Here is a 21,785-nt window from a genome sequence, read left to right on the forward strand (position 1 = left end):
CGCGCCTCCACGGATCCAGGCTGAGGTGCGAGCGAAGCGAGACGGTCCTATAGCTTGTCAAGGGTTCCGAGGTCGGTGGTGAGGTCGCGGAACACTTCGCGGGCGATGTAGCGCTTGAGACAGCGGATGATGTCTTTTTTCGTTTTGTGTTCCGCGGAACGCCGCTCGACGTAGGCGCGGGTGGGTGCGTGGGATTTCATCCGGCCGACCGCGATCATGTGCAGAGCACTGTTGGCTTGCCGGTCTCCACCCCGATTGAGTCGGTGACGGCTGGTCTTGCCCGAGGATGCCGGTAGCGGTGCGGCGCCGACGAGTTTGGCAAACGTCGCCTCGGTGCGCATCCGCTCAACGTTGTCACCAGCGGTGATCACCAGTCGTGCGGCGGTGACCGGCCCGATCTGCGGTCGGGACAACAGGGTCGGCACCACCGTGGCCAACAGCCTCTCGAGTTCGCGGGTCAACGAACGGACCTCGCGTTGGGCGAGTCGGTGACGCTCGAGCAGTGAACGCGCGGCACGCACGAACGCCGCGGCCGGCCCGGACAGATCACCCTGGTCAGCCGGCACCGGTAGACCCGCGATGAACGCTGTCCGCGCAGTGATGGTGCGTGCCTGGCGGGCCTGGTCGGCGAACTCCACTGGTGCGGTGGTGCACAGGTCGCGGATCTGGTTACCGATCCGGGTGGCCTCTTCCACCGCCGAAGTCCGTGCCACGGTGAGCATTCGGACCGATTCGACCGCGCCGCGGGTGTCTTTGGCGACCGCGGTGGCGCGGCCGGTGATGACCGCCATCGCCGCGGCATAAGCGTCGAGTTGATCGGTCTTCCCGTGGGCGTAACGGCGCGGTAGGTCCGGGGCGTTGACCTCGATCACCGCGACCCCCTGATCGGTGAGCATGCGGGTCAATCCGGCCCCGTAGGAGGCGCTCGACTCCACCGCGGCGTACTCGATCCGGCCGAAACCACAGGCCCACTGCCACATCTCGGTGTAGCCGGCAGCGGTGGTCGGGAACTCCCGATCGGCCAGCGGACGGCCGTCGGCGGCGACAATGGCGGCGTGGTGGGTGCGTTGATGGGTATCCACGCCCAGCACCACCACTTGCGTATCGATCGTGGTTGGGGTCATCGTGGTGATGTCTCCTTCACACTCGTGTGCTGGATGACCTCACCGGGGCGGGTGGACAGGACAGTGAAGAGTCACGGCCCACCAGCCAGACAGGGTCCTAATCAAGTCACACCCGCCCCGGCCCTCAGGTCTCATGGCGCGGGTAGCCGACCGGCGGTTCCGGGCCGACACATCTCGCTCATGACAGCAACCGTCAGCCTCGAAGTAAGTCAGACCCAGACCCGGTCGACCACCCACACCCATTCTCACTGCCTCGAAGGGCAAGAAACGGCGCCGGCCACCCGAAGGTGACCGGCGCCGTTGATGTCTGGCGAACCAGTATCAGGCAGGCACGACGAGTCCGCTGCCCTGGGTCTTCGCGCGACCGTAACGCTCACCGGCGTCGGCCCAGTTGACCACGTTCCACCAAGCCTTGACGTAGTCCGGCTTGACGTTCTGGTAGTCGAGGTAGAAGGCGTGCTCCCACATGTCGAGCATGACGACCGGGATGATCGCGGCGGGGATGTTGCCGCTCTGATCGGTCAGCTGCAGGATGACCAGCTTGCCGCCGATGGTGTCGTAGCCCAGGATCGCCCAGCCCGAACCCTGCAGAGTGGTGGCGGCGGCGGTGAAGTGCGCCTTGAACTTGTCGAAGCCACCGAACTGCTCGGTGATCGCCGCGGCGAGGTCACCCTCGGGCTCGCCACCGCCGTTGGGCGACAGGTTCTTCCAGAAGATCGAGTGGTTGGTGTGGCCGCCCAGGTGGAAGGACAGCGTGGCCGAGAGCCCGTAGACCTTGCCGGCGATGCTGTCGTCCTCGCGGGCCGCGGCCAGCTTCTCCAGGGTGTCGTTGGCGCCCTTGACGTAGGTCGCGTGGTGCTTGCTGTGGTGGAGCTCCATGATCCTGCCGGAGATGTGCGGCTCCAGTGCCGCGTAGTCGTAATCCAGATCCGGCAAGGTGTATTCAGCCACGATGTTCCTCTCTGAGGTGCTTTCGTTTCCCTGTTTCACACGTGGGTGCGCCGACCGGGTCGGCGCCACGCGGATGCTTCCACCCTTCCGCACACCATGGGTGATTGCAACAAAGAGGCCACAAGAAATATCAAGTGCGGTTGAAGGTCAACCGTGCTGCGGCGGCACCGTTGTGCGCGGGCGAGATGTCCGAATCCGCTCAGATCAGCATGAGTGCGACGAAGACCGCGAGCAGGGCGACGATGCTCAACCCGATCGCCCGGCAGCGTCTCGCCACGTCGTAATTGACGCGCGGGGCGCCGCGGGGAGTCCGGCCTGCGCTCCGGAAGTCTCCGGTCGCGTGCGTCGCCATTGTCGCCCCTCGTCAGCGGATCGGCTTCACCATCGGCGTCTCGGGGGTCCGGCGGACCGTGGACCGACAGTGACGGGTATCACAAATCAGGATGTGATCGCCATCATAGTCAGACTGGGACGGTTGACTCAACTCGGAGAACTCGGACAGGGTCGGCGGCGCGTAGACTTGCCGCATGTCTTGGCTTGACCAGCTCTTTGCTGCCAGTTCGCACAAGCAGGAACTCATCGCGGCCGATTCCGCACTACCTGGGCGCGACACCGAGATCACTGTTCCCGGCGACCATCTGGTCCTGCACACTCCGATGCGCGGACGACCGGAGGCCGACGGCTCGTACGCCAATGGCGGCATCGGTGCCTTCGACGGCCGGCTGTCCGCGGTGATCCTGGCGGGCGGCTGTTTCTGGGGGATCGAGGAGATCTTCTGGCAGGTCCCGGGTGTGTACACCACCGCGGTCGGCTACGCCGGCGGCCACACCCCGAACCCGACGTACGAGGAGACCTGCACCGCGCGGACCGGCCACACCGAGTCGGCACTCGTCGTCTTCGATCCGGCGGTCATCGACCTCGAGGGCATCCTCAAGATCTTCTGGGAGTCCCACGATCCCACCCAGGAGATGCGCCAGGGCAACGACATCGGCACCCAGTACCGGTCGGCGGTGTACACCCTTTCCGACGAGGACGCCGCGATCGTCGCGCAGTCCGCGGCCAAGTTCCAGTCCGCGCTCGACGCGGCCGGAGAGGGACGGATCGCGACCGAGATCAAGCCGCTCCAGGCTGCCGGCGACGGGCGTTTCTACTACGCGGAGGACTACCACCAGCAGTATCTGGCCAAGAACCCGCACGGCTATCGCTGCCATGCGGCGACCGGAATCAGCTACCCCGCTTGAGGTGACCGGCGAGACGATCACCCTGAGGCAGTGGAACCGAACCCTGCTGTCCCGCCAGCACCTGCTCGACCGCGTCGACGAGGACGCCATCGAGGTGCTGGACCGGTGCGTGGGGATGCAGTCCCAGGACCCGCGCGCCGCCTTCTTCGGATTGTGGTCGCGCGTCGAGGGATTCGACTCGTCCGAACTCGACGAGCTCCTCACGGCGCGGGAGGTCGTGCGAATCGCGTTGCTGCGGTCCACGGTGTTCCTCATCGATGCCGAGGACGCCCGGTGGATCCGGCCCCTCGCCGAACCGATTCTGCGGCGCGAACTCACCGAGGCGCACATGCCGCGACTCGTGGATGCGGATCCGTCGCAGGTTCTCGCCGACGCCGCCCGACTTCTCACCGGCGGTGAACTCAGTGGTGCCGACCTGGGAAAGCAGCTGGCCGTTCGGCATCCGGCGGAGAACCCGTCCACACTCACCGGGATCGCCCGGTGCGGGCTGCCTCTGGTCCAGGTGCCGCCGCGTGGTCTCTGGCGGGGACGCGCGGCACCGACCTACCGGTTGTTCGACGAATGGGTCGGCCCGGGCGAGCCGGCGGTCGAGGGTGACGACGCGCGCGCGGACCTGATCCGCCTGTACCTCCGCGGCTTCGGTCCCGCCACCGTCAAGGCCATCCAGACGTGGTCCGGGCTCACCGGGCTGCGGCCGCTCGTCGAAAAGCTCGAAGCCGACTGGGAACTCGTCCGACTGGCCGGCCCGCACGGCGAGGTCCTCTACGACCTCGACGGACTCGGTTTCGCCGATCCGGACACACCCGCGCCGGCCCGCCTCGTGGCGCCCTTCGATCACGTCATCGGGGTCTCGGCCGACCGCGTCCGCGTCGCCGACCCGGAGTTGTTCCGCCGGACCGTGACACCCAACGGCCGCTCACCCGGTTTCGTCTTCGCCGACGGATTCCTCGCCGGCACATGGCATCTCGACGGTGAAGGCGGGGTGCGCGTCGAGATGCTGCGTGAGGTCACCAAGGCCGAGAAGCGTGAGATCGATGCCGAGGTCGAGAGGTTGCGCGAGTTCCTCAGGCCCCGGTACGCGGATTGCGTGACGTGATGCAGTACGGGCGCCCCATCGGGTCGACCATCGTCGTCCACTTCGGATACTGGCCGACCGCGCGGGCGCCCCATCCCTCGTGACGCGCCACTTCGTCGGGTACCGAATTCGTCGCGAGGTCGAGGTGCCCGGTCGCGGGTGTCGAGTCGTCGGTCGTCCCGGCCTCCCTGCGCTGCAACAGGATTCCGATCGTGATCGACGGATCTCGACGCAGCGCGACGAGTTCGGGTCGGGTGCCGGGCGGATTCAGCGGCCAACCGGTCAGGTTCGTCCAGAACGCGACCTCTGCGTCGAAGTCAGGGGCCGGGATGTCGATGCACAACTGGTCGATGATGCTGATGGCATCGCCGGGCCACCGGATCGGTCGCGACCGGGTGGTCTCGCCCTCCCACGGCACCAGGCAGAACACGAAGCCCGCCGGTGAACGGAGGACCAGGTGGGTGTCGGCATCGTGGATCATGGTCGCCCCGAGGCCGGCGGCCTCCTCGGCTGCCGCGTGCGGATCGTCGGTGTGGATGTCGAGGTGGACCCCGCCCGGGCCCTCATCGACCCGCTGCACACGCAGGTGCGGATCGCCGTGGAACGGTTCGAGGGAGGCGAATTCTCGGTGTTCGCCGCGCGGCGGCGACACCGTGCTGCCCGAGATCGCGCGCCAGAAGGTCACCTCGCCGCCGAACTCGTCGGCGGGGAAATCGAGGAATGCGCTGAGCCACCTGACCTGCACGCGGGAGAGTCTACGGTGCGAGTGCCGCTTGCACCCCGGAGACAACGCGGGCGTGCCCGCCGGAAACCTGCTGTGGTGATCCGCCACTAGACTCGGGCAGATGACTGCAGGACCGCTGGCGGCGGTGGGCAAGAAGTTCGCGAGATCGCGTGCCGAGCACGTCGCGGTGGTTCGACTCGACGGTCCGATCGGCGGCGCCGGCATGGGCAGGCACGGTCTGACGACCGACACGGTCGAACCGGTACTCAAGCGGGCGTTCGACACCGATCGGCTCAAGGCCGTGGTGGTCGTGGTCAATTCGCCCGGAGGTTCGCCCGCCCAGTCGGAGTACATCGCCGAGCGCATCCGACAGCTGTCCGCCGAGAAGGGCGTGCCGGTCCTGGCGTTCTGTGAGGACGTCGCGGCGTCCGGTGGCTACTGGATGGCCTGTGCGGCGGACGAGATCTACGCCGCGCACACCTCGATCGTCGGTTCCATCGGGGTGGTGTCCTCGGGTTTCGGCTTCTCGGCACTGCTCGACCGGTTCGGCGTGCAGCGTCGTCTCTACGCGACGGGGGAGAACAAGGCCCGGCTCGACACCTTCTCGCCGGAGGTGCCCGAGGACGTCGAATGGCTCAAGGGTCTCCAAGGGCAGCTGCACGAGGCTTTCATCGCGTGGGTGCGTCAGCGTCGTGGCAAGAAGCTGACAGCATCCGACGAGGAGCTGTTCAACGGCGATGTGTGGGTCGGGCACCGCGCCGCCGAACTCGGTCTGGTCGACGGCATCGGCGTGATGCGTTCGGTGGTGGCCGAGCGCTACCCCGACGCCGAGATCACGGTCATCGAGGCGCCCAAGCCTCTGCTGGCACGTCTGGTCGGCAACCAGATGTCGGTGTCGGGTCTCGCCGAGAGCGTCACGGCGGGTGTACTCGCCGCCTTCGACCGCGCCCCGGCGGTGCGGACCGCGTTTGTACACCGAGACTGAGGGGTAATACCAGACCCAGTTCGGGGGTTTTCCCCAAGGGTTTGTCCCCACGTTATCCACAGGTGTGTGCATGGAAAGAAAATGCACCACCCGTCGACCCCTGCAGTTTGGTGAATTTCCTGCGCGCACATTGGGTCGAACTAGTGACACCAGTCACATCGACAGGCCGGTTGGCCAGGGTTTTTCCACAGTTTCCACAGTCTCATCCCCAGGTTGACGGTGAGATGGGGACACCGGACAGGTGTCCGGTCTGTGCATGTGGATAAAACTATGATGATCAGCATAGGAGGCATTTAGGCAATCTGCGTGATGCTGAATGCGATGTTCATCGGGCTGCCGGAAACGTCCGTCAAGATGACCTGACACGCCTTGTGCCATGACTGTGCCACCATGGAAATCGTGACCATGGGCGACATCACGCAGGTGCCGGTGACCGATTTGCCGGACGACTTCACCGGGACGGCCGAGGCGGTGATCCTCGACGTCCGTGAACCCGAAGAATGGGCGAACGGGCACATCCGCGGCGCCGTCCACATCCCGATGGCCGAGATCCCCGGCCGGCTCGGCGAGATCGACCCGGATGCGGACCTCTATGTGGTGTGTCATTCGAGCGGCCGGTCGATGCGGGTTCTGCAGTACCTCGCACAGGTGGGATACGACGGCATCTGCGTCCGCGGCGGGATGCTCGCCTGGCAGGAGCACGGCAAGCCCGTCGAATTCGGCGGCGGGAACGGCCAGGGCAACGGTGGGGGCGACGCCGTCCGATGATCGACCTCTGTCCGAGGTGCCGCATCCAGGCGCCGCACCGTCCCGGGCGGGAGCACTGTCCTCGCTGTGGTGGCCCGCTGAGCGTCGTCGACGATGTCGCGCATGCGATGGCGGCGAAGGCACATCCGGCGGCGCCCGCGCCGACACGTCCCGCGGCACCCGCCCCGACACGCCGCGCTCCCGTGCCGACCGGCCGTTTCTACCGGGGTCGCAACGTCCGGTGGGTCGCTCGGCGTCCTCCCGAGGCCATTCCCATCCGTCGCGGGCCGTCGGGTTCGCGCGGCCCGCGGCTCATCCCGCGGTACGTGTACATCCCTACATGGGGTTTGCGCGACGAACCGGTGAAGCCGGACCCGACCCACGACCGGATCGAGACCTCGCGGGCACGCCTGCTGTTCGTGCTCGTCGTGGCGGGGACCGCACTCGCGGCCTCCGCGGTCATCCATCTGGTGCGCTACCTCCTACTGGCCGTCAACCGCACCCAGCCGCTGCCCGACCCGCTGATCGTGGTCTCCGACTGGCTGATCATCTTCGGAGGTGTCGCCGCCTTCCTCGCCTACGTCTGGGCGACCCTCGCGTTCATGCGCTGGGTGATGGACCTGCGGGCCGGTGCCTATGAGGACGCCCGCCTGCTCGACCCGAGACGGCCGGTGTGGGTCGGGGTGCTGGTGGGAGTGCCGCTGGTCAACCTGATCGGCGCGCCATTGGTGCTGGGCGAGGTCGCGGCCCTGCGTGTGGCCCATGACCCGTCCCTCGACGCGGAACGCGTCGGACGCCGGGTCCGCCGGCTGTGGGTCGCGTGGGTGATCGTCAACGTCACCGCGGTACTGGCACTGATCGCACGTGCCGTCGCGTGGGGTTCGGACTCGGTGCAGACCGGGGCCAACGCACTGGCCATGGTGATCATCAGCGCAGCCGTCTCGGCGGCCTTCGCCTTCTGGCTGACGCGCCGCGTGCCGGTGCTGTTCGACGCCGTCACGGCGGTTCCGGTCCCGAAGAGAAGGTGGGTGGCGGTCGGATGAACGCAGGTGTGAACGTGGGTGCGGTCGAGAAGGTGTCGCGTTCGGGAAAGCCGGCGGTGGTCGCACACCGCGGTGCCTCCGGGGACCGTCCGGAACACACGCTGGCCGCGTACGAACTCGCCCTCGCGCAGGGCGCGGACGGACTCGAGTGCGACGTCCGGCTGACCGCCGACCACGAGCTCGTCTGCGTGCACGACCGTACCGTCGACCGCACGTCGAACGGGTCCGGCATCGTCAGCGAGATGACCCTGGACCAGCTCCGCGAACTCGACTTCGGCAGTTGGCATTCCGCCGGCGACCCCGCATCGATCCTGACTCTGCGTGAGCTGCTCACGCTCACCCTGGACTGGCGGCGGCCGGTCCGGTTGTTCATCGAGACCAAACATCCCGTGCGATTCGGCAGCCTCGTCGAGCAGAAGCTCCTCGAGATCCTGCACGAGTTCGGGGTCGCGACGCCGCCGTCGGCCGATCACAGTCGCGCGGTGGTCATCTCGTTCTCCTCCGCCGGGGTCTGGCGTATCCGCCGCCATGCCCCGATGCTCCCGACCATCCTGCTGGGCGACACCGCCCGGGTGCTCGGCGGAAGCGCGGCGACCGCCGTCGGGGCGACGGGGATCGGACCGTCGGTGATGACGTTGAGGCAGTACCCGGACCTCGTCGACCGGGCCGCCGCGGCCGGGCGCGTGACCTACTGCTGGACCGTCGACGAACTCGTGGACGTCCAGCTCTGCGCCGACCTGGGCGTGCGCTGGCTGGCCACGAACCATCCGGCCCGGGTGCGCGATTGGCTGGTGACCGTCGACTGACCGGTCTTCTCGCCGCCCCGGTCATCTGGGTGCTGAGGCCTGCTCATGAGAGAGTGGACCGATGGGCAAGAAGAGCAAGCGGGGCAGTGGACCCCGTCCGGGAAGCAATCGCGCCGAGCGGGTCGCCGCTCGTAAGGCTCGGCAGGCGGCGTCGATGGCACCGCCGCCGCGTCCCTTCGCAGGGTTGGCCGCCGAATGCGACTTCGTCGCGCTGCGGACGTTCGTCGCGTCGGCGACCGCACGACTCGAACTGGTCGAGCCCGCCGAGTCGCGCAACGACGTCTTCGTCGTGACGATCCTGCCCGGTGCCGGTCCCGCGCTCACGCGTGAATCAGGCGGCGCCACAGAAGGTTTGGTCGGTCTGCAGACCGAGCCGGATCGTCAGACGCCGGCCGTCGAGCTGGCCGCGGCCATCGCGTGGGCCGCTCACGCCGATGCGGGTGGCGAGTTCGATCTGGAGTCCGCCGACGAATCCCCCTCGCTCGACGAGGTGCTGAAGACCGACGCGACCCTGGACATCACCGTGCACCAGGACTTCTCGTGGTGGTTCCCGGAAGGCACCGAGGTGCCCGCGGAGATCGCGCCGATGTTCGAGCGCGCCAACGATTCCGTGCTGCCGACCGCACGCCTCGTCGTCGACAGCGGTTCGGGCGCCCCGTGGTGGGTCGACGCCGGGGAGCGGGCCCACCTGCGGTGGATCCGTCCGGAACCGGAGGACGACCTGATGGCGGCCATGGCCCGGCTCCACGCGGCCGGCCGACTGACGATGGGTGAGGGTTCGCGCTTCGCCGGGTCGTTCCGCACCCACGGCCTGCTGGTCCCGGTGTTCGACCTCGACAACGAGATGCACCACGAGGAGTGGCAGGCGGGTCTCAATCAGCTCGATCAGTGGCTGGGCGAGGCGCTCGCCGACACCTCGGAGCTGACGATCGCCGAGCGGAGCTCGCGCGACGGCATCCGCGGCCGCCAGGTGACGCTGCGCTAGACAGAGGCTGAGAAATACCTCGGCGGCGCGACTTCGAGTGAAGTCGCGCCGCCGAGTTCATGTCTGCCCGGTGGTGCCTAGATGTTGCCGCCGGCGACGGGAGGTGCGGTCGGGTCGTCGGCCGCGGGACCGTTGAACTCGCGCTCGACGAAGTTCTCCAGGTCGAACAGGTTGCCCTTGCAGCGCTCGGCGATGGTCTGCAGGGTCGTCATGATGGCGACCTCCTCGACCTGCTCCTTGATGAACCACTGCACGAACTGCTCGCCGAGGTAGTCCCCGGTGTCCCGTGCGGACTTCGCGAGGTCGACGACCTGCTGGGTGACCGTCTTCTCCTGCTCGAGGGCCAGATTGATCGGGGCCTTGTAATCCTCGAACTTGTTGTTGGGGGCCGGGATACCGGGGATCTCGACGTCCATGTCCCGGTCGAGGAAGTACTGCACGATCATCATCGCGTGGGTGCGTTCCTCGACTGCCTGGCGGTAGAAGAGCTTGGCCAGCTGTGGCATGTCGTGGTTGTCGTAGTACGTGGCGACCGCGATGTACTGCTGCGAGGCGTAGAACTCGTTGCCGATCTGGTCGTGCAGCAGCTGATGGAACTTGGTGAATTCGGTCATGTGCCCATGGTAGGTGCCGAAAAGTGGCTTCTACCAGCAAGTTCAGGCTAACTAAGGCTAGTCTGACCTGTCTTTGGGCAGGCTCGCCACCTCGTCACCCGGCGTCGACGAGCAACTCGTCGGGGATGGGCTGACCTGCACGCAGACGGCCGAAGAACTCCTCGGTCGTCTCGGTGACCGGCAGTGCCAGACCGTCATCGGTGTAAACGCTTTCACCCGTGGGTGTGGTGGTCGTCACCGGGTCACGGAGGGCGAACATCAGCGAGGCGAGGTTCCAGATGTGATCGCGCTCGTCGACGGTGAGCGAGTCGATCGCACCGCCGATGAAGCCGAACAGCCGGAACGGGTTGAGCAACACGGCCGGGCTCGTGGCGCGGGAGACCAATGCGGCCAGGAACTTCCGTTGATTGATCACGCGTTCGAGGTCGGCGCGGGGGAACGCGCGCGTCCGTACGAGCCCCAGTGCCTGGCGGCCGTTCAGGTGATGACAGCCCTTGGACAGTCTGAGTCCGGCCAGCGGGTCGTTGAGCGGCTGATCGATGCACATGTCGACACCGCCGACCGCGTCCACGAGCGTGTCGAAGCCGCCGAAGCCGATCTCGGCGTAGTGGTCGATGTGGATGCCGGTCAGGTTCTCGACGGTCTGCACCAGCAACGCCGGTCCGCCGATGTTGTACGACGCGTTGACTTTCAGGCTGCCGTGGCCGGGGATCTCGACGAAGAGGTCGCGCGGGATGCTGACGACCGTCGCCTTCCCGGTTCCGGGTGGATTGTGGACCAGCATGATCGTGTCGGTGCGGGAGCCGTCGGCGTCACCGGTGGACAGATTGGTGCGCTGCGCGTCGGAGAGGTCGGATCGATTGTCGGTGCCGACGATGAGCCAGTTGGTGCCGGGCGTGTCCGACGGCCGGCCGGCGTAGGCGGGCAGCGCGTCGATGCGGTCGAGTCTCGAGTCGTAGTAGAAGAGCAGTCCGATGCTGCCGAGCACGAACACGAGCAGCAGGATCAGCACGATCTTGCCGACCCGCACCGAACGGCGGCGGCGACGGCGTGGCGGCGTGGGGGCGGGCGGGGTGCCCGCCGGCGGAGCGGGCGGTCTCGTCGACGACCGACCGTGATCGACGCGCCGGTCGCTGCGCGGCGGCCGGTGTTCGCGCGACCGGTCGCCCACCGGGATCGGTTCGGGTTTCTGGGTGGGCGCGTACTGTCCGGGGCCCGCGCCGGCGGGAACGGCCGACCGCCTCGGTGGAGGACCCTGCGCCGGAATCCGCGGCATCGCCTGGGGATGTGCGGCGGGAGCCGGACCCTGCGGGTGAGGGCGTCCAGGTGCACCGGGCGGTGGTCCCTGACGTGGCGGTGTGCCTCCCGCCGGCCGCCCGGGCGGTACCTGAGGCCCCGGACGACCGCGCCGAATGATCGGCGGGTCCTGCTCGTTCATCCCAACCAATGTACGCATGCACGGCCGGCCGCCACGGATCCGACGCAGATCACAGGACTCGATCGGCACGCGTCGGGGTATCCGGGACGCCATGACCGACGATGTGGCCGCACGGCCCGACACCGAAACGGGTGATGACCAGCGCAGTCCGCTCCGGCGCGCGATCACCGGCAAGTTGCTGTTCCTGTTCATCCTCGGCGACGTGCTCGGCGCCGGGATCTATGCGCTCGTGGGGGAGATCGCCGGCGAGGTGGGCGGTGCCATCTGGGTGCCGCTCGTGGTGGCCCTCGTGATGGCGCTGTTGACGGCGGGGTCGTATGCGGAACTCGTCACCAAGTATCCGCACGCCGGCGGCGCCGCGGTCTTCGCGCAGCACGCCTACCGGTCGTCGCTGGTCTCGTTCCTGGTGGGGTTCTGCATGCTGGCCGCCGGGGTGACCAGCGCAGCCGGTCTCGCGCTGGCGTTCGCCGGGGACTACCTCAAGTCCTTCCTGGACGTGCCGACCACCGCCGCCGCGCTCGTCTTCCTGTTCGCGATCGCGGCACTCAACGCCCGTGGCATCAGCGAGTCGGTGCGGGCCAACGTCGTGATGACCGTGATCGAGGTGTCGGGTCTGGTGCTCGTCGTCGTCCTGGCCGGGATCGTCCTCGGGCGGGGAGACGGCGAAGCGCATCGCGTGCTCGAGTTCGACAGTTCGGCGACGCCCGCGCTCGCGGTGCTCAGCGGGGCCTTGCTCGCCTACTACTCCTTCGTGGGGTTCGAGACGTCGGCCAACGTCGCCGAGGAGGTTCGCGACGTGCGACGGGTCTACCCGAAGGCGCTGTTCGGCGCGCTGATCACCGCGGGCGTCGTGTACGTGATGGTGGGCCTCGCGGTCTCGGTGGTGGTGTCGCCGGACCAGCTCGCCGGCTCGTCCGGTCCGCTGCTCGAGGTGGTCTCGATCGCCGATGCCGGCGTACCCGATCGGCTGTTCTCGCTGATCGCTCTGATCGCCGTCGCCAACGGCGCGCTGCTCACGATGATCATGGCGTCTCGTCTGACGTTCGGGATGGCCCGCGACGGACTGCTGCCTGCCGCGCTGGCGAAGGTCCTGCCCGGTCGTCGCACCCCGTGGGCATCGATCATCGCCACGACGGCGATCGCGATGGTCCTGTCGGCGACCGGTTCGGTGGCGGCACTCGCCGAGACCGTCGTGCTGCTGTTGCTGTTCGTCTTCCTCAGCACCAACATCGCGGTCCTGGTGCTTCGGCGCGAGCGGGCCGACACCGATCATTTCCGGGCGTGGACGATCGTGCCGGTGCTGGCGATCGGGACGTGCATCGTCCTGCTGACGCAGCAGAGCGCGGAGACCTGGCTGCGCGCCGGCATCCTGATGGTCGTCGGGCTGGCGCTCTTCGGGCTGGCCCGGGCCACCGGATCCGGGGGCAAGCACTCGAAGGCTCGCGGGTGATCTGTCCCGGCGTCAGCCGACCCAGGACAGGTGGTCGCGTAGCAGCGCATAGCCGATGAAGGCGACGACGTCGATGACGCCGTGCGCCACGACAAGCGGCCACGCACGACCGGTGACCTGGTAGAACCGGCCGTAGACGACGCCCATCACCACGTTCCCGAGGCCGGCGCCGAACCCCTGATAGAGGTGGTAGCCACCGCGCAGGACGGCGCTCGCGGCGAGCGACCGGGCGTCCGAGACGCCGAGTTGCCGGAGCCGGGTGATGAAGTAGGCGACCACCACGATCTCCTCGGCGGCCGCGTTCCCGATCGCGATGAGGATGAGCACCGGCCATTCCCACCAGGTGTCGGCCTGGCTGGGGACGAGGCTCGCGTTGAGGCCGAATGCGCGGGCCACCGCGACCAGCACCAGCCCGGGTATCCCGATGACGGCGGCGAGGACGAGTCCGGTGGGGACGTCGCGTCGGGGCGTGAAGCGTCCGAGGCCGACTCGCGACAGTCCGAGCCCGCTCCGCCACAGCAGGTAGACGCCGAGCGCGCCGATGGCGAAGAGTCTCAGGACGCTCATCACCTGACGCGCGGCGTCGATGAGGGCGAGGTCGGAGCGGCTCGGGTTGAGGGCGACCGTCGTCTCGCCGATGCCCCCGGCGAGTTGGGCCTCGAGGAGTGCGAGCGCAGCCGACACCGCGGAGAAGGCGAACGTCAGGACGCCGACGATGACGAGTTCGGCGATCAGACCGCGACGCTCGACACGGTCGGTGACGACCGGGATGCCGTGGGGTGACGGCCGCAGGTACTCGCGCAGGGACATGCCGGTCAGCCTAGGACCCCTCGCTCCCCGGGGTACGAGCGAAGTCAGTCGGGCATGGAGTTCATGAACGGGCAGCCCGCGAGGTTGCGCAGCGCTCGGGACAGTTCGACGACGTCCGACACCGGGCGGGGGAAGGGCACGCGCACGTCGGAGTCGCCGTCGACGCCCTCGATGCGGAAGCGGATGCCGAACCGGTCGAGGCCGAGCGGGCGTACACGGCCCTGGCGCAGGTCGGTGGGCACCTTGCGTGCGAGCTGGCCGACGAGATCGGCATGGTCGAGGTCGAGGTGTTCCAGCCAACCCGCCTCGCATTCCCAGAACGGGTCGGGGTCGGCGTCGGCCAGTTCGGCGGCCGAGACCGACGATGCACCGGCGCCGGACGCGATCACCGCGGAACCGACCTGGAGGCGCAGCATCGACGCCCCGTGGCCGATGTCGAGGAGGCCGTCGTCGGGGTGCTCGCCCGCGATCTCGATGGCCAGGTCGCGTTCGAGGTCGCGGGGGACCGCGTGCAGGGTGCCGTTGAGCCAGATGACCGATCGGACCCGTTCACGCAGGTCGACGGGTGCCCAGTCGGTGACCTCGAGCATCGCGGGCGTCCCCTCGGCGTCGTCCACGGCGGCCATCGCCTCACCGTGGGTGGGGACGAGCACGAAGGCCTGGGATTCGAAGAGGTGGACGACGTGGATCGGTGTCGTGTCGGCGCCCTCGATGGCGAGGATGGCCGAGCCCACCCGGCGGCAAGCCGTCTGGATCATCTCGGCATCCGTCGGTCGGTCGGTCGTCGTACGCGTCATGTCTGTCTCTCCGGTCGGCGCGGGAGGCTGCGGTGGAGCCTTGGAAGGTAACCCTAACCTAAATACATGAGCCCTCTTCGTCAATGGGTCCTTGGGCTTCTCGTCCCCCGGGGAGCGCCCGGCCCGGAGTGGTCGCCCGCGTCCACTAGGCTCGTGTGGTGCCTGTGATCGCCTACTTCGGCCCGCCCGGAACCTTCACCGAGATGGCACTCGACGCGGTTCTCGCCGCCCACGACCCCGCCCTCGGGGGTCTCGACCTCTCGGGTGACGTCACCAAGGTGGATGCCTCGAGTCCGGCTGCCACCATCGCGATGATCCGTAGTGGCGAGGCCGACTACGGCTGTGTGCCCATCGAGAGCTCGCTCGAGGGATCGGTGCCGGCGACGATGGACGCCCTCGTGCCGCCGACGAGGTCGGGCGCCGGTGCACGTGTGCAGGCGTTCGCCGAGACCGTGGTCGACATCGCGTTCGCGATCGCCGCGGCCACACCCCTCGCCCCGGAGGACGTCCGAACCATCGCCGCATACCCGGTGGCGGCCGCCCAGGTGCGGCAGTCGGTGGCGAAGCTCTTCCCGAACGCCGAGTTCATCACGTCCGGGTCGAATGCCGCTGCCGCCATGGACGTCGCGTCCGGCAAGGCCGACGCCGCCGTCACGACCGGTCTCGCGGCGGGCCTGTCGGATCTGACGGTCATCGCCGACGGTGTCTGCGACGCGCGGGAGGCCACCACGCGGTTCCTCGTCCTCGGTCGTCCCGCGGTACCCACGCGGCGTACCGGCACCGACCGCACGTCGGTGATCCTCGACCTACCCAACGAGCCCGGCAGCCTGATGGCCGCCATGAACGAGTTCGCCTCCCGCGGAATCGATCTCACGCGTATCGAATCCCGGCCGCAGCGCGACGAGGCGGAGGGCCGGGCCATCGCCGGTCGCTACCGGTTCTTCCTCGACGCCGTGGGCCACATCGACGACGCGGCGGTCGCCGAAGCCCTTGCGGCACTCCATCGTCGGTGCGAGCGGGTCGTCTATCTCGGTTCGTGGCCCGCGGTGCGGACCACCGGGACGACGCCGCCCGACCACGCCGAGTCGCTGGCCTGGATCGATGCGATGCGACAGGGGGAGGTGTGATGGCGCGCCTGCATCTGGTCCGTCACGGCGAGACCACCGCGAACGTCATGCGCCGCCTCGACACCGCGCTCCCGGGCGCGGCGCTCACCGATTTCGGTGCGCGACAAGGCGTCCGGTTCGGACTCGAGAACCGTCCGGAGCAGGAGGCCGTGCTGGTCAGCTCGGAGGCCAGGCGTGCCCGGCAGACCGCGGAGTTGATCGGCTCGGTGTGGGAGGTCGCCACCGAGTCCGTCGAGGGCGTGCACGAGGTCCAGGCCGGCGAGCTCGAGGACCGCACCGACCGCGAGGCCCACGACGTCTTCCACGACGTCATGGAGAAGTGGCACGCCGGCGACCTCGACGTGCGCATCCCCGGCGGTGAGTCGCTCGCGATGGTCTACGAGCGCTACATCCCGACCGTCGAAGACCTCGCGCGTTCATACCTGACGGGAACCGACCCGCGGGACGTGTTCCTGGTCAGCCACGGTGCGGCGATCCGCCTCATCGCGGCGCGCCTGGCCGGCATCGACTCCCGCTTCGCCGCGGCGACGCACCTCGGGAACACCGGTTCGATCGAACTTGAGTACGTCGACGGCGTCTGGGTCTGCCATCGCTGGGGCGCGAAGACCGCGCCGTTCGAGCGAGTCGACGAGCCGCTGGTGGACGACCCGATGGGCTAGCCCTGCTCCCTACTTGAGGATCGCGTCGACCGTCTTCTTCAGTGCCGACGGCTGCGACGGACGACGCGGGGCCTTCTCCTTGAGACGCAACATCTCTTCGCCGATCTCCTGAAGGTCCTTGCGCCCGAGCGCCTCCCGCACCTTGGGGAACCACTCGTCCTCTTCCTCTTCGATGTGGTGTTCCACGTTCTCGATGAGCACGGTGGTCTTGGCGTCGAACCGCTCGGAGTCCGGTTTCAACGCGGCCAGCTCGACGACGAGCACGTCGGCGACGTGGTGCTCCTCGTAGGACTCCAGGATGTCGTCCTCGAGATCGGGGACACGCTTACGGATCTCGGGGTACATGCATTCGTTCTCGATGTAGGTGTGCACGGTCAGGGCCTCGATGATCTGGTCGACGATCTTGCCCTTGGTCTTGGTGGCGTTCGGACCCTGGGACTTGAAGTCGCGGAACAGCTTGCGGATCTCCTTGTGGTCGTCTTTCAAGATGACGATGGCATCAGTGGACATGCGGACTCCTGGATGTGGGCTGGACATCGGTGCCTCGGTATTCCGCATTCCGCGGGAGATGAAACATGCGGTGTGGGCCGGGATTCGGTGGGTCCCTAGCCCCACCCGTTGGCGTGCAGCCAGGCGTCGTCGATGCCGAAGTGGTGGGCGATCTCGTGCATGACGGTGACCGCGACCTCGCGCACCACCTCGTCGCGGGAGCTGCACATCGCCAGGATCGGGTCCCGGTAGATGGTGATCGTGTCCGGCAGGAACCCGCCGTATTCGTGATCGCGCAGGGTCAGCGCGACGCCCTGGTAGAGCCCGAGGATGCCGGGTTCCTCCGGGTTGTGCGGCTCGACGAGGATCACCACGTTGTTCATCGCGCCGGTGAGCTCCGACGGGATGGTGTCCAGTGCGTCGGAGACCAGCCCGTCGAACTCGTCGTCGGACATGGGAACGGCCATGCGTCAGCCCGCCGGGGCGGGGGCTTCGTCGGGGTTCGGCGCGATGCCCGGGGGAAGCGGCACCGGCGTGGGCAGCGCGCGGCCGGGCGGGGCCGCGGGCGGCGGGACGGGCGCCTTCCCGTTGATCAGCAGTGCGCCGCCCTTGGCGTCGCCGACGAGGGTCGCGAATCCGCCCCGCTTGTCGGGGAGACCAAGGTAGCAGACCACTTTGCGGCTCCCGGCCAGCCAGCTCGGCTCGCTGAGGACCGACCACTGCACGTTCAGCGTGGTCGCGTCGAGGGCGGGCGCGCCGCCGACGAAACGTTCCGCCTGCTTCGGGCAGATCGACGAGAGGTAGTTGTTCTGGGCGCCGGTCGCCGGCCACGGCTTGTTCGACATCCGGTCGCCGAAGCGGATCGCGAGGTCGACGATGCCGGTCGTCTGGAAGGCGTGCGGTTCGGCGCAGTTCACCGGGAAACCGGTGGGGGTGCGGTTCTCGGGGTCGATGCCGATGCAGGTTCCCTCGGGCCAAACGTAGGACTGGTTCTGGTCGGCGACGCGCCCGGAGAACTGCGCGGGCTGACCGTCGGCGCCGTTCTCCTGGATTCCGCATCGCAACTGGCGGGCGCCCTTGTCCCACTGGGCCTGCGACGGGTACATCATGCCGACCGAGAAGCGTCCCTGCGGATCCAGCCGACCCTCGAGGTACTGATCGACGGCGACCGGGCACTGTTCGTCGCGGATGGCGGCGAAGCGCTCGGGTCCCGGCCACAGTGCGTCCTCACCGAACTCGACGCCGGGGATGAGGGAGGTGTCGATGCCGCCGGCCACCTCGAAGCGGTGCTTCTGTGCACAGTCGACCGCTGTCGGCTGACCGGGGTTCCCCGCCGGCCAATCGAGGCAGTCCCCGGCGACCGACCGGGTGAAAGCGTTCTGGACGAGTCGTTCGCCCTCACCGATGTCGCTGCCGCCGACGCTGCCGGAGTCGTCGAAGACACCCATCGCGAAGGCGATACCGCCCGCGGCGAGTGCGCCGACGACGATCGCGGCGAGAACCACGAAGACGGGGTTGCGCGGGGCGCGTCGGGCGGGTCGTCCGGCGACCGGCTCGTCGTGCCGTTCGACCGGGTCGACGGCGGTGAAGTCGTCGTCGGTGAGGTCGCGGGCGTCGGGGCCGGGCTTGTCGCGGCCAGGGTCGGGCTCGTTCATCGGGATCCATCATGCCTGGTCGATCCGACCAGGCACACCCGCATCAGCCGATGCGGGGACGGGGGTCACGCGACGGACGCTGCCTACACTCGCGGGAGTGTCCGCCGATTCCCCTCAGTCCGCGCCCGGCCCGGGTCCGTCACCCGACCCGGAGGTCGTCGAACTGGCCACCCGGCTGTTCGACATGGCCCGTTCCGGCGACGCTGCCACGCTGGGCGGCTACGTCGACGCCGGCGTACCGGTGAACCTGCGCAATCAGTCCGGCGACTCGCTGCTCATGCTCGCGGCCTATCACGGGCATGCGTCGGCGGTCTCGGCTCTGCTGTCCCGCGGCGCCGATCCCGACCTCGCCAACGACCGGGGACAGACCCCACTGGCCGGGGCGGTGTTCAAGGGATTCGACGACGTGGTCCGGGTGCTCGTCGACGCCGGGGCCGATCCACAGGCCGGCACCCCCTCGGCGGCCGATGCCGCCGCGATGTTCGGCCGGGACGATCTGCGGGCGCTCTGGAGCTGACGGCCCGGCCCCGGCGGGCGTCTCGTCGATAGCGTGATCGGATTCGCATCGCACGCTCAAGTAGGGTTTGAAGGCGTGATCGACCTGAAGATTGTTCGTGACGACCCGGATCTGGTCCGTACTTCGCAGCGCACGCGCGGCGAGGACCCCGGCCTGGTGGATGCTCTGCTCGATGCCGATGCGGCCCGTCGTGCGGCCATCGTCGACGCCGACACGTTGCGATCCGAGCAGAAGGCTCTCGGCAAACAGGTCGGCAAGGCGCAGGGCGACGAGAAGCAGGCGCTGCTCGCCAAGGGCAAGGAGCTCGCCGAGCAGGTGAAGGCCGCGGTTGCGCGCCAGTCCGCGGCCGACGAGGCCGCCGCCGAGGCCCATCGTGCGATCTCCAACATCGTCGCCCCGGAGGCACCCGCCGGCGGCGAGGACGATTACGTGGTCCTCGAGCACGTGGGTAAACCCCGCGAGATCGAGAACCCGAAGGATCACCTCGAACTGGGCGAGTCACTCGGCCTGCTCGACATGGAGCGCGGCGCCAAGGTGTCGGGCTCGCGGTTCTACTTCCTCACCGGGCAGGGCGCCTTCCTGCAGTTGGGCCTGCTCAACATGGCCGCGCAGAAGGCGGCGGCCAACGGCTTCACGCTTATGGTCCCGCCCGTTCTGGTGCGTCCCGAGGTCATGGAGGGGACCGGCTTCCTCGGCTCGCACGCCGACGAGGTCTACCACCTCGACAAGGACGACGACCTGTACCTCGTCGGGACCTCGGAGGTGCCGCTCGCCGGCTACCACATGGACGAGATCCTCGACCTGTCCGACGGCCCGAAGCGGTACGCCGGCTGGTCGACGTGCTTCCGCCGGGAGGCCGGCAGCTACGGCAAGGACACCCGCGGAATCATCCGCGTGCACCAGTTCGACAAGGTCGAGGGCTTCATCTACTGCAAGCCCGAGGACGCCGAGGCCGAGCACCGGCGGCTGCTGGGCTGGGAGAAGGACATGCTGGCCGCGATCGACGTGCCGTACCGCGTCATCGATGTCGCCGGTGGCGACCTCGGGTCGTCGGCGTCGCGCAAGTTCGACTGTGAGGCATGGGTTCCCACGCAGAACACCTACCGGGAACTCACCTCGACGTCGAACTGCACCACCTTCCAGGCCCGCCGTCTCTCGATTCGCTACCGCGACGAGAACGGGAAGCCGCAGATCGCGGCGACGCTCAACGGCACGCTGGCCACCACGCGCTGGCTGGTGGCCATCCTGGAGAACCACCAGCAGCCCGATGGTTCGGTGAAGCTGCCCGCCGAGCTCGCGAAATACGTCGGTACCGACGTCCTCACCCCTCGCTGATCTGAGCCTGCGCCGTGACCAGCGGAATCGTCATCGCGGTGATCGGTGCGCTGGCGTTCGCCGCGGCCGCGGTTCTCCAGGCGCTCGGCGCCGAACAGGTCGCGCAGCGCGCCGCCATCCGGGAGGAACGTCGACGGTCCGCGGCGGCGCACCCGTCGTTGAAGTCCACCGCGCTGACGATGCTCACGGTCCCGTTCCTGATCGGATTCGTCTTCGACATCATCGGGTTCATCGCGACGATCGCGTCCGCCCGGCTGATCCCGCTGTTCCTGTCGCAGACGATCATCTCGGCGCGCCTGGTCGCCACTGCGCTCCTCGCCATGGTGGTGCTGAAAGTCGGCCTGACGCTGCGTGACTGGATCGCCGGTGCGGTCGTCGTGGCGTCGCTGATCCTGCTCGCGGCGTCGGCCGGTCGCGAGGGTGTGGAGCACACCGCGTGGATGCATTGGGCGGTCCTCGTCTCCGGTCCGGCGCTCTTCCTGATCGGTCTGATCGTGATGCGGCGCTTGAAGACCCACATCGCCACGGTCACCGGACTCATCGCCGGTGCGGTGTTCGGCGTGATGGCGGTGGCGTCCCGAATCCTCGACGGCCTCGACCCCCTCGACCTCACCGTGCTGTTCACCGACCCCGCCCTGTACGGGTTGCTGCTCAGCGGGATCGGCGGCTTCTACCTGTTCACCGTGGCGCTACAGACCGGCTCGGTGAACGGCGCCGCCGCGGCGCTCGTCGTCGGCCAGACGGTGCTGCCGGGTGCGGTCGGCATCGCCTTCCTCGGCGACGTCACGCGCGCGGGTTGGGGCCCGGCCGCGATCGTCGCCTTCGTCGCCGCCGTCGGCGGGGGAGTGGTACTCGCGTCGTCGGGAGCGGTGACGGCGGTCGAAACGGCCGACGCCACGAACGCGCCGCGGGGATACGGGCATCCGCCGCGGGTGGAGCACCGGGACTGACGGAATCGTGGCAGTGGAGCTGCGGGCGACGCGCCGGCAGCATTGTTCGGGACGTGAAGTGTTCAGCTGACGTTCGCCCGTCTGCCATTGTCTGGTCGGGCACGGCGCAATTAGCCTGACCTTCATGAGTGAGATCGCTCGGTCGCTCGGACCCGACGCCCTGGTGGCGTCCGGGGTTCGGCTGCTCACCCCGCCTGTTCGCGGGTTCTACGCTTTGCTCTTGCGAGCAGGCGTCCTCGTCATCGACGACTGACGCCGCACGT

The 21,785-nt window shown here is 68.3% G+C and carries 25 protein-coding genes; 14 read left to right on the plus strand and 11 right to left on the minus strand.

The window, feature by feature from the left end:
- Nucleotides 1–47: 47 nt before the first annotated feature.
- The 3 genes from GAA2_RS00690 to GAA2_RS00700 form a co-directional block, all read right to left on the minus strand.
- Complete coding sequence (locus GAA2_RS00690; RefSeq protein ID WP_159405075.1) at nt 48–1,124, minus strand: IS110 family transposase; 1,077 nt, start codon at nt 1,122–1,124, stop codon at nt 48–50.
- Between the two features lie 321 nt (nt 1,125–1,445).
- Nucleotides 1,446–2,075, minus strand: a complete 630-nt coding sequence (locus GAA2_RS00695) for a superoxide dismutase (protein WP_006437713.1) — start codon at nt 2,073–2,075, stop codon at nt 1,446–1,448.
- A gap of 199 nt (nt 2,076–2,274) precedes the next feature.
- Nucleotides 2,275–2,427, minus strand: coding sequence for a hypothetical protein (locus tag GAA2_RS00700; protein WP_191834649.1), 153 nt, complete (start codon nt 2,425–2,427; stop codon nt 2,275–2,277).
- A 175-nt stretch (nt 2,428–2,602) separates the two neighbouring features.
- Between GAA2_RS00700 and msrA the strand changes: the two genes are divergently transcribed.
- Together msrA and GAA2_RS00710 are read left to right on the plus strand one after the other, a co-directional pair.
- Nucleotides 2,603–3,316: a peptide-methionine (S)-S-oxide reductase MsrA gene (gene msrA / locus GAA2_RS00705; RefSeq protein WP_159405201.1), complete on the plus strand. Its 714-nt coding sequence runs from the start codon at nt 2,603–2,605 to the stop codon at nt 3,314–3,316.
- Between the two features lies 1 nt (nt 3,317).
- Entirely contained in the window at nt 3,318–4,412 is a 1,095-nt protein-coding gene (locus GAA2_RS00710) for a winged helix DNA-binding domain-containing protein (RefSeq protein WP_236577650.1), read from the plus strand.
- On the opposite strand, the gene GAA2_RS00715 is transcribed toward GAA2_RS00710, so the two are convergent.
- Nucleotides 4,381–5,136: a VOC family protein gene (locus GAA2_RS00715; RefSeq protein WP_159405203.1), complete on the minus strand. Its 756-nt coding sequence runs from the start codon at nt 5,134–5,136 to the stop codon at nt 4,381–4,383. The genes GAA2_RS00710 and GAA2_RS00715 overlap by 32 nt on opposite strands.
- A 100-nt stretch (nt 5,137–5,236) precedes the next feature.
- On the opposite strand from GAA2_RS00715, the gene GAA2_RS00720 reads away from it, so the two are divergent.
- The 5 genes from GAA2_RS00720 (at nt 5,237) to GAA2_RS00740 (ending at nt 9,681) form a co-directional block, all read left to right on the plus strand.
- Nucleotides 5,237–6,100, plus strand: a complete 864-nt coding sequence (locus GAA2_RS00720) for a S49 family peptidase (protein ID WP_159405204.1) — start codon at nt 5,237–5,239, stop codon at nt 6,098–6,100.
- Between the two features lie 390 nt (nt 6,101–6,490).
- Entirely contained in the window at nt 6,491–6,868 is a 378-nt protein-coding gene (locus tag GAA2_RS00725) for a rhodanese-like domain-containing protein (RefSeq protein WP_236577651.1), read from the plus strand.
- 341 nt (nt 6,869–7,209) lie between these two features.
- The gene (locus tag GAA2_RS00730) at nt 7,210–7,890 is read left to right on the plus strand and encodes a DUF4328 domain-containing protein (RefSeq protein ID WP_262411004.1); all 681 of its coding nucleotides are present in this window, start codon (nt 7,210–7,212) and stop codon (nt 7,888–7,890) included.
- On the plus strand, nt 7,887–8,696 hold the full coding sequence (locus GAA2_RS00735; protein ID WP_006437705.1) for a glycerophosphodiester phosphodiesterase: 810 nt from the start codon (nt 7,887–7,889) through the stop codon (nt 8,694–8,696). Before GAA2_RS00730 ends, GAA2_RS00735 begins: the two co-directional genes overlap by 4 nt.
- A 61-nt stretch (nt 8,697–8,757) precedes the next feature.
- On the plus strand, nt 8,758–9,681 hold the full coding sequence (locus GAA2_RS00740) for a DUF5926 family protein (RefSeq protein WP_159405206.1): 924 nt from the start codon (nt 8,758–8,760) through the stop codon (nt 9,679–9,681).
- Nucleotides 9,682–9,758: 77 nt separating this feature from the next.
- Here the strand turns inward: GAA2_RS00740 and GAA2_RS00745 are convergent, their stop codons facing one another.
- Both GAA2_RS00745 and GAA2_RS00750 read right to left on the minus strand, forming a co-directional pair.
- Nucleotides 9,759–10,295, minus strand: coding sequence for a ferritin (locus tag GAA2_RS00745; protein ID WP_096272734.1), 537 nt, complete (start codon nt 10,293–10,295; stop codon nt 9,759–9,761).
- Nucleotides 10,296–10,389: 94 nt separating this feature from the next.
- Nucleotides 10,390–11,289 carry an LCP family protein gene (locus GAA2_RS00750; RefSeq protein ID WP_096274882.1) on the minus strand — a complete coding sequence of 300 codons (900 nt, stop codon included), beginning with the start codon at nt 11,287–11,289 and terminating at the stop codon, nt 10,390–10,392.
- Nucleotides 11,290–11,824: 535 nt separating this feature from the next.
- Here GAA2_RS00750 and GAA2_RS00755 point away from each other — a divergent pair.
- Nucleotides 11,825–13,183, plus strand: coding sequence for an APC family permease (locus GAA2_RS00755; protein ID WP_096272736.1), 1,359 nt, complete (start codon nt 11,825–11,827; stop codon nt 13,181–13,183).
- Nucleotides 13,184–13,195: 12 nt separating this feature from the next.
- On the opposite strand, the gene GAA2_RS00760 is transcribed toward GAA2_RS00755, so the two are convergent.
- Together GAA2_RS00760 and GAA2_RS00765 are read right to left on the minus strand one after the other, a co-directional pair.
- Nucleotides 13,196–13,993 carry a CPBP family intramembrane glutamic endopeptidase gene (locus tag GAA2_RS00760; protein WP_096272739.1) on the minus strand — a complete coding sequence of 266 codons (798 nt, stop codon included), beginning with the start codon at nt 13,991–13,993 and terminating at the stop codon, nt 13,196–13,198.
- 44 nt (nt 13,994–14,037) lie between these two features.
- Nucleotides 14,038–14,790: a DUF2470 domain-containing protein gene (locus GAA2_RS00765; RefSeq protein ID WP_006437699.1), complete on the minus strand. Its 753-nt coding sequence runs from the start codon at nt 14,788–14,790 to the stop codon at nt 14,038–14,040.
- 155 nt (nt 14,791–14,945) lie between these two features.
- Between GAA2_RS00765 and pheA the strand changes: the two genes are divergently transcribed.
- Nucleotides 14,946–15,917, plus strand: a complete 972-nt coding sequence (gene pheA / locus GAA2_RS00770) for a prephenate dehydratase (RefSeq protein ID WP_006437698.1) — start codon at nt 14,946–14,948, stop codon at nt 15,915–15,917.
- The gene (locus GAA2_RS00775) at nt 15,917–16,576 is read left to right on the plus strand and encodes a histidine phosphatase family protein (protein WP_006437697.1); all 660 of its coding nucleotides are present in this window, start codon (nt 15,917–15,919) and stop codon (nt 16,574–16,576) included. Before pheA ends, GAA2_RS00775 begins: the two co-directional genes overlap by 1 nt.
- Before the next feature lie 9 nt (nt 16,577–16,585).
- Here GAA2_RS00775 and GAA2_RS00780 read toward each other — a convergent pair whose 3' ends face one another.
- The 3 genes from GAA2_RS00780 to GAA2_RS00790 form a co-directional block, all read right to left on the minus strand.
- Nucleotides 16,586–17,086 (minus strand): hemerythrin domain-containing protein, encoded by a 501-nt coding sequence (locus tag GAA2_RS00780; protein ID WP_006437696.1) that lies wholly within the window; start codon nt 17,084–17,086, stop codon nt 16,586–16,588.
- A gap of 95 nt (nt 17,087–17,181) precedes the next feature.
- Entirely contained in the window at nt 17,182–17,532 is a 351-nt protein-coding gene (locus GAA2_RS00785) for a metallopeptidase family protein (RefSeq protein WP_006437695.1), read from the minus strand.
- A gap of 3 nt (nt 17,533–17,535) precedes the next feature.
- Nucleotides 17,536–18,720 (minus strand): septum formation family protein, encoded by a 1,185-nt coding sequence (locus tag GAA2_RS00790; protein ID WP_006437694.1) that lies wholly within the window; start codon nt 18,718–18,720, stop codon nt 17,536–17,538.
- Between the two features lie 97 nt (nt 18,721–18,817).
- Here GAA2_RS00790 and GAA2_RS00795 point away from each other — a divergent pair, with 97 nt between their 5' ends.
- From GAA2_RS00795 to GAA2_RS22995, 4 genes are all read left to right on the plus strand, one after another.
- Nucleotides 18,818–19,237, plus strand: a complete 420-nt coding sequence (locus tag GAA2_RS00795) for an ankyrin repeat domain-containing protein (protein ID WP_096272741.1) — start codon at nt 18,818–18,820, stop codon at nt 19,235–19,237.
- A gap of 75 nt (nt 19,238–19,312) precedes the next feature.
- Nucleotides 19,313–20,572 carry a serine--tRNA ligase gene (serS, locus tag GAA2_RS00800; RefSeq protein WP_159406046.1) on the plus strand — a complete coding sequence of 420 codons (1,260 nt, stop codon included), beginning with the start codon at nt 19,313–19,315 and terminating at the stop codon, nt 20,570–20,572.
- Nucleotides 20,573–20,586: 14 nt separating this feature from the next.
- The gene (locus GAA2_RS00805) at nt 20,587–21,522 is read left to right on the plus strand and encodes a hypothetical protein (protein WP_006437691.1); all 936 of its coding nucleotides are present in this window, start codon (nt 20,587–20,589) and stop codon (nt 21,520–21,522) included.
- A gap of 124 nt (nt 21,523–21,646) precedes the next feature.
- Nucleotides 21,647–21,775, plus strand: a complete 129-nt coding sequence (locus tag GAA2_RS22995; protein ID WP_243828617.1) for an Rv1535 domain-containing protein — start codon at nt 21,647–21,649, stop codon at nt 21,773–21,775.
- The last annotated feature ends 10 nt before the right edge of the window (nt 21,776–21,785 follow it).

Source organism: Gordonia ajococcus (assembly GCF_012974285.1).
In the GTDB taxonomy this organism is placed as follows: Bacteria; Actinomycetota; Actinomycetes; order Mycobacteriales; family Mycobacteriaceae; genus Gordonia; species Gordonia amicalis.